Consider the following 13,315-nt stretch of genomic DNA (forward strand, 5'->3'; position numbering starts at 1 on the left):
ACAGGGCAAAATGCCATCACCGAAGGTGATTTGGAATGCATTTTGACCAAGTTACTGTGAACGGAGTGAACAGTAACATATATGTAAAACACAGCGAAGTGTTAAAATAAGAAATTATTGACAGTGTTTTTTTTACATGTTATGATAAAGTCGATTTTGAGAGACGAAGATGCAGAGTAACAGACAGAGTCTTTTCAAAGCAATTGTTTTGGATCACCCATCAGGGTTAAGGCCATACGGACAGCCGGGTCCACTGCCGATTATGGTAACTTTGGTTGCCTTATTGATTGAGTTAGAAGCTCAAATTTTATAAGTAGGTTCCTTTGATAACCGAGATGCGCCCAAAGCGCAGACTTGTGAAACGATCAATAAGAGTAGTAAAAGTATGATTGCTATATAGACTCTGACACGCATGCGAATACAGATCAGACGCAGGTTTGTGGCTTAGTGCCCTAATCTGCGTTTTTTTATTTTGCTTAGTTTGTGGAATGTGGTTTGAGGGTTGAGACAAAGGAAACTGGAAATGGAGGAATGATGAAAGGAAGTCGTTTTAAATTGAACCAGAATCATGCACCGATACATGAAGCTCTGGAGACTTTCCGACGAATGCGAGTTGTACCCTTTGATGTTCCCGGTCATAAGCGGGGAAGAGGCAATCCGGAACTGACAGAATTTCTGGGACAAAAATGTGTAGGGGTGGATGTCAACAGCATGAAACCGCTGGATAATCTCTGTCATCCTGTATCTGTAATCCGGGAAGCAGAAGAACTGGCAGCAGATGCATTTGGAGCAGCACATGCTTTTCTGATGGTGGGAGGCACGACCAGTTCCGTTCAGACCATGGTCCTGACTGCCTGCAAACGCGGAGATGAGATCATACTGCCCCGTAACGTTCACAGGAGTGTTTTGAATGCACTTGTCTTGTGTGGCGCGATTCCTGTTTATGTAAACCCAGAGGTGGATCAGAGACTTGGAATTTCACTTGGAATGCGCAGGGAGCAGGTAGAAAAAGCAATAAAGGAACATCCGAAGGCAGTTGCGGTTCTGGTAAATAATCCGACGTATTATGGAATATGCAGTGATCTGCGTGCGATTGTCAAGATGGCACATGATGCAGGAATGCTGTGTCTGGCGGATGAGGCTCATGGAACGCATTTTTACTTTGGCGGAGGTCTTCCGGTTTCGGCTATGGCAGCAGGTGCAGATATGGCATCGGTATCTATGCATAAGAGTGGTGGAAGTCTTACACAGTCGAGTCTTCTTCTTACAGGTCCGAACGTCCACGCAGGATACGTGCGCCAGATCATTAATCTGACACAGACGACCTCTGGAAGTTATCTTCTGATGTCAAGTCTTGACATTTCAAGAAGAAATCTTGCACAGCGTGGCCGTCAGATTTTTCACCAGGTAGCAGATATGGCAGAATATGCCAGAGAGGAAATCAATGCGATCGGTGGTTATTATGCATTTGGAAAAGAACTGGTAAATGGAAATTCTGTTTTTGACTTTGATATTACGAAATTAAGTGTACATACACTGGATATTGGACTTGCAGGAATCGAAGTTTATGATATTCTGCGGGATGAATATGATATTCAGATAGAATTTGGTGACATTGGAAACATTCTTGCGTATCTTTCCATCGGAGACCGTGCACAGGAAATAGAACGACTGGTAAGTGCGCTTGCGGAAATCCGCAGACGTTTTCAGACAGATGGATCAGGACTTCTCAGTCAGGAGTATATTGATCCACAGGTAGTGACAAGTCCACAGGAAGCTTTTTATGCAGATAAATGCAGTCTGCCGCTTCGAGAAACGGAGGGAAAGGTCTGCAGTGAATTTGTGATGTGTTATCCGCCGGGAATTCCGATTCTTGCACCCGGAGAACGGATCACAGCAGAGATTCTGGATTATATTGAATATGCAAAAGCAAAGGGCTGCAATATGACAGGCCCCGAAGATCCGGATATTTTGAGATTAAATGTACTGGCAGGGAGGGAATGACAATGGAAATGTGGTTTTCAGAATTTCATACACCGGATGTCAAGCACAGTATCCGGGTAAATCGTCAGCTCTATTCGAAGCAGAGCGACTATCAGAGAATTGATATCTTTGAGACACCAGAATTTGGACGTGTGCTGACTCTGGATGGAAATGTAATGCTGACAGAGCGTGATGAATTTATCTATGATGAGATGATCACGCACGTGCCGATGGCAATACATAAGGAAGCAAGGGATATTCTTGTGATTGGTGCCGGAGATGGCGGCGTTGTCCGTGAACTGACCAGATATGACAGAGTACGGCATATTGATCTGGTAGAAATGGATCCGATGGTTGTGGAAGCCTGTCGCGCATATCTTCCGGGAAATGCCTGCAGACTGGATGACAGAAGAGTACATCTTCATTATGAAAACGCACTGAGATTTATCCGTCGGTGTGAAGCAAAATATGACCTCATCATTGTAGATTCTTCTGATCCGTTTGGTCCTTCGGAAGGGCTGTTTACCCGTGAATTCTATGGAAACTGTTACAACGCACTGAAGGATGACGGGATTATGGTAAACCAGCAGGGAAGCCCGTTCTATGCGGAAGATGCACATGCCATGCAGCGTAGCCATAAGAGAATTGCCAGCACTTTTCAGATCAGCCGTGTTTATCAGGCACACATTCCGACATTTGCTGCAGGTTACTGGCTGTTTGGATTTGCAAGTAAAAAATATCATCCGGTTGATGATCTTGACCCGGAAGCATGGAATGCGTTAAATCTTCGCACACGTTACTATACAACCAGACTCCATAAAGGAGCATTTTATCTTCCGGCTTTTCTGGAAGATATGCTGAAAGAAGTGGAGGATTAATTTATGATGTTGCCTAATATAGAAACTTTTATTGGCTGTGAAAGCAGTTTTGAGGAGGCATCTATTGTTCTTTACGGTGCACCCTTTGATTCTACAACAAGTTTCCGTCCGGGTGCCCGGTTTGGTCCGTCAGCCATGCGACATGAGAGCTTTGGTCTGGAGACCTACAGTCCGTATCAGGATAAAGACATTATGGATATCCGTGTATTTGACAGCGGAGATCTGGAACTTTGTTTTGGAAGCAGCGAAATGGCACTTTCAGACATTGAAAAGAGAGCAGAAGAGATATTGAACGCAGAAAAATTTCCACTGCTTTTGGGAGGCGAGCATCTGGTGACACTGGGAGCGGTGCGTGCCGTAGCTGCAAAATATCCGGAGCTTCATATTATTCATTTTGATGCACATGCAGATTTAAGAGATGATTATCTCGGAGCAAAATTAAGTCATGCCTGTGTGCTTCGAAGATGTCATGAGATTCTGGGAGATGGACATATTCATCAGTTCTGCATCCGAAGCGGTGAGAGAGAAGAATTTCAGTTTGCCAGAAAACATACAGACTTTCATCCGTTTACTTTTGACGGACTGGAAGAGACCGTCAGAGAACTGAAAGAGAAACAGGTTCCGGTATATTTTACAATTGATCTGGATTGTCTGGATCCGTCAGTATTTCCAGGAACAGGAACTCCGGAGGCAGGCGGCGTGAGCTTTATGGAACTTCTTGAAGCCATCCGCATGGTTTCTCAGGCGAATGTGGTAGGAGCAGATGTCAATGAACTGGCTCCTATGCTGGATGCGAGTGGTGTTTCAACTGCAACGGCCTGCAAGGTTCTTCGAGAACTGCTTCTGGCAATTGCAAAATAAAATGATACCAGGGTCATCCCCGACACCATAAAAATAATATTATAAAATAAGACTGTTGAAGAAACAGCCAGTTATCATAAAAGGAGAAAAATTATGAGCAGAGTACTTGTAATCGGCTGCGGAGGAGTAGCCAGTGTAGCAATTCAGAAATGTTGTCAGGTTGACGAGGTATTTACAGAAATGTGTATTGCAAGCCGCACAAAGGAAAAATGTGATGCACTCGTGGAAAAACTGAAAGGAAAGACAAAAACAGTTCTTACTACAGCTAAGGTGGACGCAGATGACGTAGACCAGTTGATCGAGCTGATCAACAGCTATAAACCGGATCTGGTAATGAACATCGCACTTCCATATCAGGATCTGACAATCATGGATGCATGTCTGGCATGTGGTGTAAATTACATGGATACAGCAAACTATGAGCCGGAAGATACCGATGATCCGGAGTGGCGTGCAATCTATGAAAAACGCTGCAAAGAAGAAGGATTTTCTGCATACTTTGACTATTCCTGGCAGTGGGCATACCGTAAAAAATTTGAAGATGCAGGACTCACAGCACTGCTTGGATGTGGATTTGACCCGGGGGTTACACAGGCTTACTGTGCCCATGCATTAAAGCATGAATTTGATCAGATTGATACGATTGATATCCTGGACTGCAATGGCGGCGATCATGGATATGCATTTGCGACAAACTTTAACCCGGAAATCAATCTTCGTGAAGTAAGTGCACCGGGAAGCTACTGGGAAAACGGACACTGGGTGGAAATCCCGCCGATGGATATCAAGAGAGAATATAACTTCGACCAGGTGGGAGATAAGGATATGTACCTGCTTCACCATGAGGAAATTGAGTCTCTTGCAAAAACAATTCCGGGTGTAAAACGTATTCGTTTCTTTATGACTTTCGGACAGAGCTATCTGGATCATATGCGTTGTCTTGAAGATGTAGGAATGCTTTCCACAACACCGATCCAGTACAACGGACAGGAGATTGTTCCAATTCAGTTCCTGAAAGCACTGCTTCCGGATCCGGCAAGCCTTGGACCACGTACAAAAGGAAAAACAAATATCGGCTGTATCTTTAAAGGTGTAAAAGACGGAAAAGAAAAGACATACTATATCTATAATGTATGCGATCATCAGGAATGCTATCACGAAGTTGGAAGTCAGGCGATCAGCTATACAACAGGTGTGCCGGCAATGTGCGGAGCGCTTATGATGCTGACCGGAAAGTGGGTAAAACCAGGCGTATATACAGTTGAAGAATTTGATCCGGATCCGTTCCTGGATGCACTTGACCGTTACGGTCTGCCGCGCAGTGAAAGTCATGATCCGAAGCTGGTAGACTGATGGCAAGATTGGATAAAAGAGCACCGTTTACGGCCACCGGCGGAATGATTCCGCCGGAATTTAAAAATATAAAAACTCCCTGCTATATCCTGGACGAAAAAGCACTTATAAAAAATGCAAAACTGCTCGGTGAAGTGGCAGAGCGGACAGGATGTAAGATGCTCCTGGCGCAGAAAGCGTTCAGCAATTATGACTGTTATCGTTTTTTTGAGCCGTATCTTGCAGGTACGGAGGCCAGCGGACTGTTTGAGGCACGACTCGGAGCAGAGGAGATGCCGGAAAAAGAGGTTCATGTATTTTGTGCCGGTTATCGGGCAGATGAATTTGAGGGTCTTCTTCAGTATGCAGACCATATTGTGTTTAATTCACCATCGCAGCTCCTGCGTTTTGGTGCAAAGGCAAAAGAAGCAGGAAAGAGCGTGGGACTTCGGATCAATCCGGAATGCTCCACACAGGAGGGTCATGATATCTATGATCCCTGTGCACCGGGAAGCCGTATGGGAACAACAAGAGCACAGTGGGATGAAGCATTCCAGAAAAATCCGGAGCTTTTGGATTTACTGGATGGTCTTCATTTCCATACCCTCTGTGAGCAGGATTCCGACGATCTGGAGACCACTCTTATTTCTGTAAAGAAGCATTTTGGAGATCTGGCTTCCAGAGTAAAGTGGGTTAATTTTGGTGGTGGTCATCATATTACAAGACCAGGCTATGATATTGAACGACTGGAACGATGTATCCGGATGGTACAAGAGGAATGGAAGGTAGATGTTTATCTTGAACCCGGAGAAGCATGGGCATTAAATGCAGGATTCCTTCTGACCCGTGTGCTGGATGTTCTGAAAAACGGAGAGACAGAAATTGCGATCGTAGATGCCAGTGCGGCCTGCCATATGCCGGATGTACTGGAAATGCCGTATCTTCCGCCGCTTCTTGGGGCAGATGATATAGAAGAGAGAGGAACCACAGTTCGCCTTGGAGGGCCAACCTGCCTGTCGGGAGATGTGATCGGAGACTATAAATTCAGACAGTTTCCGGAATATGGGGATCTTCTTATGTTTGGAGATATGGCCATCTATACTACCTGTAAAAATAATACATTTAACGGGATGCCGTTACCGGATATCTGGCTCAGACGTGCTGACAGTACTATGCAGCAGCTTACGGATTTTGGATACGGGGATTTTAAGGGAAGACTTGGAAGTCGCAAATAGCGACTTCCTTTTTTGGTGGAATGCATGTATATAGTTCATTACAAATCTCATAAAGTATTATAAGAGCAGAGTAGAAAATCTTCCGTTTTATAGGCAGAGAGGACGCAGATGGTTACAATCAGTCTTTGCATGATCGTAAAAAATGAGGAGAGAGTGCTTGGCAGATGTCTGGAATCTGTGCAGGAGATTGCAGATGAGATTATCATAGTTGATACGGGGTCTGAAGACCGGACAAAAAAGATTGCAGAAAAATACCATGCCAGAGTATTTGAACAGGAATGGCAGGATGATTTTTCAAGAGCGAGGAACTATTCTTTTTCTCAGGCAGAGATGGACTACTGTATGTGGCTTGATGCAGATGATATTATTACGAAAAGTGAAGTGCTGAAACTGAAGCGATGGAAAGAAGAAACAGACGGATCATCGGATGTGGTAATGATCCGATATGTGGCAGGCTTTGATGAAAAAAGAAATCCGACATTAGTCTATTATCGTGAAAGAATAGTAAAAAGAGATAAGGACTTTCAGTGGCAGGGACGGGTGCATGAGACGTTAGCCGTCAGAGGCAGGACGGAATACCTGGACTGTGAGATAGAACATCACAGCATAAAAACGGAATACTCAAGAAGAAATCTCGAGATATATCAAAAGATGGAATCAGATGGAGAAGTATTATCGGCAAGAGACAGATTTTATTATGGACGAGAGTTGTTTTATCACAGGGAGTATGTGGAGGCGGTGGATAACCTCCTGAAATTTCTGCAATTACCGGAGGGATTTGTGGAAAACCAGGTGGAGGCATGCAGAGTGGCAGCACGATGCTGTTATGAACTGAAACAAAATGGAATGGCACTGGAGTTTCTGTACAGGGGACTGACATACCGGACACCGTCGGGAGAACTATGCTGTGATATAGGCAAACATTTCTTTGACAGAAAGAAATGGGAACAGGCAGTATTCTGGTACAGAAATGCACTGCAGGTATCTGAGAATGCAAAGACAGGAGGTTTTGTGGAAAAAGAGTGCTATGGCTATATTCCATGCATTCAGCTGAGTGTCTGCTGGTATTATCTTGGCGATATTGAAAAAGCGTTTCAGTATCATTGTCAGGCGGGCACGTATAAACCTTACGGGAGAGAATTTCTGAAAAATCAGCAGTATTTTATCTCAGTCAAACAGTAAATACAGATCACCGATGTACATCTGACTATTGTTGTCTGAAGTAAAGGGAACAGGAAAGACTGACTGTGCATATCCTAAAGAGAGAAATATTTTAGCAGGGATCAATATATGGAGTTTTTCAGAAAAAACAGAGAAGCTGACTGTTAGAGTCAGGGCTGCTGCAACTGTGGATGTCCGGGTCCGACCGGTCCCATGGGACCAAGAGGATGCCCCGGAGCAACAGGACCGCAGGGTCCTCAGGGATTACAGGGAGTCTAGGGACCAACGGGTGCAGCTGGGCCGACAGGAGCAACTGGAGCCACCGGATTGCAGGGACCACAGGGAATTCAGGGTCCGGCCGGAGCCCAGGGAGCAACAGGGCCGCAGGGAATCCAGGGACCAATTGGTGTGACGGGAGCAACAGGCCCAGCCGGGCCACAGGGGAGTCCAGGTGCAACCGGTCCGGTTGGTGCAGATGGACCAGTAGGAGCAACCGGTCCAACCGGCCCCACAGGCCCCGCAGGTACCATAACTCCTGCAGCAGCGGTCGCAAATGCGACAAGTGCGGAAGATGTGGTAAATCAGTTTAATCTTCTGCTTGCAAATATGCGGACAGCAGGATTGCTGGCAGAATAGGACAGAGTAAAGTAACTGTCCACAATAACTAAAAAACATGGTATGACAGGGCATCTCTGTTGTACTGTGTTTTTTTCTTTATAAAAAGATATATAAAAACGGAATATGTCTGGTATAAAAAGGAATATATCAATATCCCCCGACGGGGCTTATTGCAATAAAATGAAATAAAAGCAGAAATCAGACTTGCAGGAGGTAATAATGTCATTGTATTTTTTATTGATACGTGGATGCTCCGGATATAATCAGTAACTGATTATATCCGGAGCATTATTTTAGCGGAGAAAATACCATCTTCATAGGTAAAGTCACAGGTACCGCCATTTTTGTCGGTAATGTGGCGGACGGATTCGATTCCTATGCCGTTTCCGGAGCGTTTGGAGGATTGGAAAATATTGTTTTTTTGCTGTATTTTGCCATCGAAGGTATTCTCCACATGGATCAGAAGGAGATGATTATGGTGGGGATAAACTTCCACGTTAATCTTTCTGCGGGCGGGCGCTGTTTTTACACTTGCCTGGATGGCATTTTCCAGCAGATTGGAAAACACAAGGCACAGATTAATCTCATCTAAGGAAAGCTCAGCAGGCATGGAAACCACTGCATGAAAAGGAATGTTTTCTCTTTCTGCAAGGGCGGAATAATATCCGAAAATACTGTCAACAGCCTGATTTTCACAGAAATGCAGGTTAAAGTCAGAGATTTTTCCGGTTGCAGCGGAGAGATATTCTTTAATTTTTTCCATGTCACCCTGTTCTGCCAGAGCGGACAGTCGGACAAAATGATGGCGGACATCGTGACGGGCCTGTCTTGCTTCTTCGATGGCCATGCAGAGATTCTCGTACCTTTCCTGCTGAAGAGAAAGAAAAAGGTTCTCCTGCTGAAGTCTGGCATTTCTGTTCAGGCTGACTGCCATCATAAGAAACATGACATAAAACAGAAGCAGGATTATGAGCAGTACAAGACTTAAAACAATATAACACTGCAGGACCCGCCCGGTATATAAAGTACTGCGGTATTTAGGAATCATAAAAAGATTCATTCCTATGAAGATCACCGGAAGAATCCAGAATACATACCAGGTCTGGGCAAAGTTCTCGTCTGCGATCATTGTCTGTACATAGTGGCAGGCAGGATACCAGGCTGCCAGAACAAACAGCAGACAGATGACGTTATAAAAAATTCCGGCACCAGTGTGCAACCACAGTTCGTTTTCTGCAATATGCAGGTCAGCAGTCATAAGGGCATTGAGTGCCCGGGACAGACTTTTGATACATGTAAAAACTGCGAAGACTGCCAGAAAAATACTGACGGATTTCCAGACAGAGATTTTTAATGTTTTATGGTAAATGAGCATAATGACAGGCAGCAGAGGAAACAGGAACCATCTGGTGGGAATTTGCAGGGCACAGCAAACTGCCCCTCCCAAAATACAGATTCCCAGAAGAAGGGGAAGAAGCCATGCTGTCAGCTTAAGCGGTGTCTGCCTCAGATAGCTTTTTACAGGCAGATATGCCAGCAGTATACCGGGAATGATTACGGAAAGTTCAAGTACAGGGCAAAGTATGTCAGTCATTTCAGGACCTCCTCTGGAACAGAAATTCCATAAATGTCTGTCTGGCGTTTTTAATAAGCTTCCTGCTGACCGGGACATTGCTTCCGTTATCAAGGCGAAAGCCTGATCCGTCAAAATCAACGGCATGCTCCAGATTGATCACAACGCCCCGGTTACATTGATAGAAACGTGAGTCCATTTTCAGGGAGGTTATGAAGGAGTCAAAGGACTGTCGGGTGACCAATTCCCTTTCACCGGCAGTGTGGATGTGGATCATGTGGGAAAAATGCTCTGCGTAGATTATTTTCCGGAAGGGAATCTGAATATTACTGCCGTTTACCTTTACATCTATGTATTTCCCGGAATCCGGGATGCGGGAAAGGATTTCATCTGCCAGTACGGAAATATCATTTTCACTGTAGGGTTTTACAAGATAGTGGAGAGCCCGGACCTGAAATCCTTCTAATGCATGGTCAGTGGAAGTTGTTGTAAAGATCAGCAGACAGTCAGTATCTGATCTGCGAAGTTCTTTTGCTGTATCAATTCCGTTAGAACCATTCATATAAATATCCAGAAACACTACAGTGAAAGGACATTCCTTTGCCGCAGTGAGGAAAGTTTCTCCATTTTCATATTCAAATATATCTATGTGGACATTGCGCCTGGAAAATTGAGATTCCAGTCTGTTGCGAAGCAGTGTCCGTTCTTCTGAAATATCATCAACAATTGCAATTCTCATAGTAAATCTTCCTTTATTTATATGTTTATAAAATTCTGCTATAAGTATATCACAAAACAATACCATAGATTTACAATTCGTGTCATTTTCTGTCGTTTCGTGACAGAATTATTGAAAAAATTTCTGACTTTTTTATAATGAGGATAACAAATGGGAGTACATCAAATGGAAGAGGAGGGATGTCGTGTATTGTATTGCCATATTGACTGATCAGGAACAGGAAGGACAGAACTGTGCGGAATACATCAGAAATTACTGTACAGAAAAGAATGTTTTTCCATTGATTGAAATCTATCAGGATCAGGAACGGTTTTTGGGGCGGACACGAAAAACAGTACCGGCAGTGGTGTTTCTTGCATTGCCAGGTGTGTCCGGGCTGAATGCGGCAGAACATCTCCGTTCCCTGTATCCGAAATGTGGGATTATCTGGTGCAGTGATCTTGATTTTTCGCTTCATGCGTTCAGGATGCGGATAGAATATTTTTTTATGAAACCTGTGGAAGAGCAGAAAATAAAAGAAGGACTCTCTATCTGGTTTGAACACAGAAATGTAATATGACAAAAACACTCAGGAGGAAAAACAATTATGAAGAAAAGAGCTTTAATTCTTGCAATGATCGCTTTTATAGCAGCTACAACATCTGAACCGTCAATAAATATGGTACGTGCAGAGGAAACACAGGTAGAAGAAACACAGACAGAGGAAAATGCAGGTCAGACATCAGAACTGCCTATAAAGACACTTACACCGAAGGTTATGGATGTGAATCCTTATATGGCAGCAAGTGATTCCAATATTCATCATGACTGCTATAATACAGATTCAACAGATGAGGTATTGCCTGTTGATATTTATTCTGAGATCAATGTTTCTTATGAAAAAGTTAATCCCAATGCTTCCCCGGCAGTCTTTTTTGATTCCTATGGACATTCTGTGGTTCCGCTTCTGGGTGGCCTGGCGATCCGTGATATTAATGCAGATGAGGCACAGACCTTGGGCTATTTTTCACCAAAACAGCATGACAATGGAAGCTATCTGATACAGAGTTCATATTCTTTTGTAGATGAGAGCAATCGCATTGTGTGTCCGACGAACGATAATCGGGTACTTATGCTTAAGGCTACAGATGAGGAGGGAAATGTACTTCCGGAATTTGAGAAAGTGCTGGATATTGATATTAAAGCGGCAGCAGAGGCTGCACTTGGAAAAACACTGGATCAGAATCTGTTATCTGTAGTTTTTGATTATGAGGGAAATCTCTGGTTTGCAACAGGAGGCTTCCGCATTTATCCTGACAGAAAACAGCAGGGAACCTTTGGCTATGTTTCACGTGCAGCTATCGATAAGATCTTGAATGGAGAAGATGTGGATCTGTCAGATGCAGTGTTTGTATATGAACTGGAACCGGGAGAGGGTGCAGAGAATGGTATTGCGGCATCTAAGGAGGGTGCGGTCATTCTGACAAATCTGAAGTGTTATCTGCTCCAGGCGGATAATGGTGTAAAAAAAGTCTGGGAAACTTCCTATAAAAGTGTGGGTGCCAAGGAAAGCAAAGAAGGCGATGAGACGACAGGTGGCGGTCTTGCATGGGGAGGTGGATGTTCCCCGTCTCTAACCAAAGATCTGGTTATGTTTACAGATAATCAGGATCCGGTAAATCTTATTGCGGTGGATATGAAAACAGGAGAACAGGTTGCGAGTATGCCTGTTATAGATGAGCTTCCGGAAGGTACACAGGTGTCTGTGGAAAATTCTGCAATTGTATATGATGATGGAGAGGGAACAGTAAGCACGATCGTATGTAACTGGTTTGGTGCAGGAAGTGCGAAGCTTGGAGAAGCAGATAATGATTCCTCAATACAAAGCTATGAGAATATTTATGATGTGGGCTGGCTGAGACAGGGCAATAAAATGATCGCACCGGGTATAGAACGTGTGGATACAGTTAAGACGGAGGACGGATATGAGATGAAGAGTATCTGGTGCAGAAGTGATCTGTCTGACACTTCCATGATGAAGCTGTCCACTGCAACAGGATATATTTACGGATATGTTCAGGATATGGAAACTGGTATGTGGCAGTATATTATGCTTGATTTTGAGACAGGCGAGACTGCATTTACCATGGATATTTCTGACAAACCGGGATACAACAATATGGCTATTGGAATGTATGCTGGAAACAGCGGAAATTCACTTTACTGTCCGACCGGTTATCTGGAACTTCTGAGGCTTCAGGACAGGTTTGTTTATCTGCCGGAAATGCCTTATCGTAAGGTTGATCTGGATCAGGCAATGCGCAATGTGTTAAGTCAGGAGAAATTTGCGGCAGACGGTGGACAGGGAGATGTGGAAGGATGGCTGAATACGATCACAATTGAGAACGTACATCCGAATACAACCGTTGCAATACGTATGAAAGGAATCTCCGGGGAAACAGGTTCTCTGAAGCTGTATGCATATGGTACAGATGGTACCTTGAAAGAAGTTCCGGCAGAGAATTGGCATATTCAGACAGAAGATGGTGAAACACCGGATACATTATCCGAAGACGTACTGTATGAGGTACATATGACTGTGGAAGATAGTGGAGATTTTGATCTCAGTGAAACGGAAAAAGAGATTAAGATATCTGCTGTTCTGGGAATCTGAAGGTGAGCTGATAAACAACCACCGGTTGAAACGGTGGTTGTTACAGACTGTAGACAAACTTGGTGTTGGGTGTTATGCCCAGCACCATTTTTCTTTTAAAACTTCTTTTCTTTTTATTTTTTTCAAAATCAACAAAAATCTGGCTGTATTCCAGCCTCGTTTTTCCAGAATTTTTGCCAGTTTTTTCAGATTCATGCATGCGAAGGTAAGCCCGGCTTTCATTTCCATCCGCGCCTTTCCTACATACTGCGTATATCGAAATCCATGTTGTTCTTTCGCTGT

General features: G+C 44.0%; 11 protein-coding genes and 1 pseudogene. 9 read left to right on the top strand and 3 right to left on the bottom strand.

Annotated features, from left to right (window positions below):
* The first annotated feature begins 531 nt into the window (after positions 1-531).
* From WMO75_RS16680 to WMO75_RS20125, 7 genes and pseudogenes are all read left to right on the top strand, one after another.
* Positions 532-2,004 (top strand): aminotransferase class I/II-fold pyridoxal phosphate-dependent enzyme, encoded by a 1,473-nt coding sequence (locus WMO75_RS16680; protein WP_118254151.1) that lies wholly within the window; start codon positions 532-534, stop codon positions 2,002-2,004.
* Positions 2,005-2,006: 2 nt separating this feature from the next.
* Positions 2,007-2,861 carry a polyamine aminopropyltransferase gene (speE, locus tag WMO75_RS16685; protein ID WP_118699542.1) on the top strand — a complete coding sequence of 285 codons (855 nt, stop codon included), beginning with the start codon at positions 2,007-2,009 and terminating at the stop codon, positions 2,859-2,861.
* Positions 2,862-2,864: 3 nt separating this feature from the next.
* Positions 2,865-3,722, top strand: coding sequence for an agmatinase (speB, locus tag WMO75_RS16690; protein ID WP_349078556.1), 858 nt, complete (start codon positions 2,865-2,867; stop codon positions 3,720-3,722).
* A 93-nt stretch (positions 3,723-3,815) separates the two neighbouring features.
* On the top strand, positions 3,816-5,075 hold the full coding sequence (locus WMO75_RS16695; protein WP_349078558.1) for a saccharopine dehydrogenase family protein: 1,260 nt from the start codon (positions 3,816-3,818) through the stop codon (positions 5,073-5,075).
* Positions 5,075-6,289 carry a carboxynorspermidine decarboxylase gene (locus tag WMO75_RS16700; RefSeq protein ID WP_349078559.1) on the top strand — a complete coding sequence of 405 codons (1,215 nt, stop codon included), beginning with the start codon at positions 5,075-5,077 and terminating at the stop codon, positions 6,287-6,289. Before WMO75_RS16695 ends, WMO75_RS16700 begins: the two co-directional genes overlap by 1 nt.
* A 108-nt stretch (positions 6,290-6,397) precedes the next feature.
* Complete coding sequence (locus WMO75_RS16705) at positions 6,398-7,471, top strand: tetratricopeptide repeat-containing glycosyltransferase family 2 protein (RefSeq protein ID WP_118699539.1); 1,074 nt, start codon at positions 6,398-6,400, stop codon at positions 7,469-7,471.
* A gap of 192 nt (positions 7,472-7,663) precedes the next feature.
* Positions 7,664-7,987: pseudogene (locus WMO75_RS20125) on the top strand (collagen-like protein); the annotation flags it as partial.
* Positions 7,988-8,342: 355 nt separating this feature from the next.
* Here WMO75_RS20125 and WMO75_RS16715 read toward each other — a convergent pair.
* Both WMO75_RS16715 and WMO75_RS16720 read right to left on the bottom strand, forming a co-directional pair.
* Complete coding sequence (locus WMO75_RS16715; RefSeq protein WP_118254136.1) at positions 8,343-9,662, bottom strand: sensor histidine kinase; 1,320 nt, start codon at positions 9,660-9,662, stop codon at positions 8,343-8,345.
* Between the two features lies 1 nt (position 9,663).
* Positions 9,664-10,380: a LytR/AlgR family response regulator transcription factor gene (locus WMO75_RS16720; RefSeq protein ID WP_118254134.1), complete on the bottom strand. Its 717-nt coding sequence runs from the start codon at positions 10,378-10,380 to the stop codon at positions 9,664-9,666.
* A gap of 184 nt (positions 10,381-10,564) precedes the next feature.
* Between WMO75_RS16720 and WMO75_RS16725 the strand changes: the two genes are divergently transcribed.
* Positions 10,565-10,939 (top strand): response regulator, encoded by a 375-nt coding sequence (locus WMO75_RS16725; protein WP_118254131.1) that lies wholly within the window; start codon positions 10,565-10,567, stop codon positions 10,937-10,939.
* 27 nt (positions 10,940-10,966) lie between these two features.
* A complete protein-coding gene (locus WMO75_RS16730; protein WP_118699536.1) occupies positions 10,967-13,033 on the top strand; it encodes a hypothetical protein in 2,067 nt (688 codons plus the stop codon).
* Positions 13,034-13,105: 72 nt separating this feature from the next.
* On the opposite strand, the gene WMO75_RS16735 is transcribed toward WMO75_RS16730, so the two are convergent.
* The coding region (locus WMO75_RS16735) for a transposase (RefSeq protein WP_494337572.1) at positions 13,106-13,315 on the bottom strand (210 nt) is incomplete at its 5' end.

Source organism: Blautia intestinihominis (assembly GCF_040096655.1).
GTDB lineage: Bacteria > Bacillota > Clostridia > Lachnospirales > Lachnospiraceae > Blautia_A > Blautia_A intestinihominis.

Excerpts from the sequence above, each read along its gene's own strand:
- WMO75_RS16705 (WP_118699539.1), top strand. The coding sequence starts at position 6,398 with ATGGTTACAATCAGTCTTTGCATGATCGTAAAAAATGAGGAGAGAGTG.
- WMO75_RS16730 (WP_118699536.1), top strand. The coding sequence starts at position 10,967 with ATGAAGAAAAGAGCTTTAATTCTTGCAATGATCGCTTTTATAGCAGCT.
- speB (WP_349078556.1), top strand. The coding sequence starts at position 2,865 with ATGATGTTGCCTAATATAGAAACTTTTATTGGCTGTGAAAGCAGTTTT.
- WMO75_RS16700 (WP_349078559.1), top strand. The coding sequence starts at position 5,075 with ATGGCAAGATTGGATAAAAGAGCACCGTTTACGGCCACCGGCGGAATG.
- WMO75_RS16720 (WP_118254134.1), bottom strand. The coding sequence starts at position 10,380 with ATGAGAATTGCAATTGTTGATGATATTTCAGAAGAACGGACACTGCTT.
- speE (WP_118699542.1), top strand. The coding sequence starts at position 2,007 with ATGGAAATGTGGTTTTCAGAATTTCATACACCGGATGTCAAGCACAGT.
- WMO75_RS16680 (WP_118254151.1), top strand. The coding sequence starts at position 532 with ATGATGAAAGGAAGTCGTTTTAAATTGAACCAGAATCATGCACCGATA.
- WMO75_RS16715 (WP_118254136.1), bottom strand. The coding sequence starts at position 9,662 with ATGACTGACATACTTTGCCCTGTACTTGAACTTTCCGTAATCATTCCC.
- WMO75_RS16695 (WP_349078558.1), top strand. The coding sequence starts at position 3,816 with ATGAGCAGAGTACTTGTAATCGGCTGCGGAGGAGTAGCCAGTGTAGCA.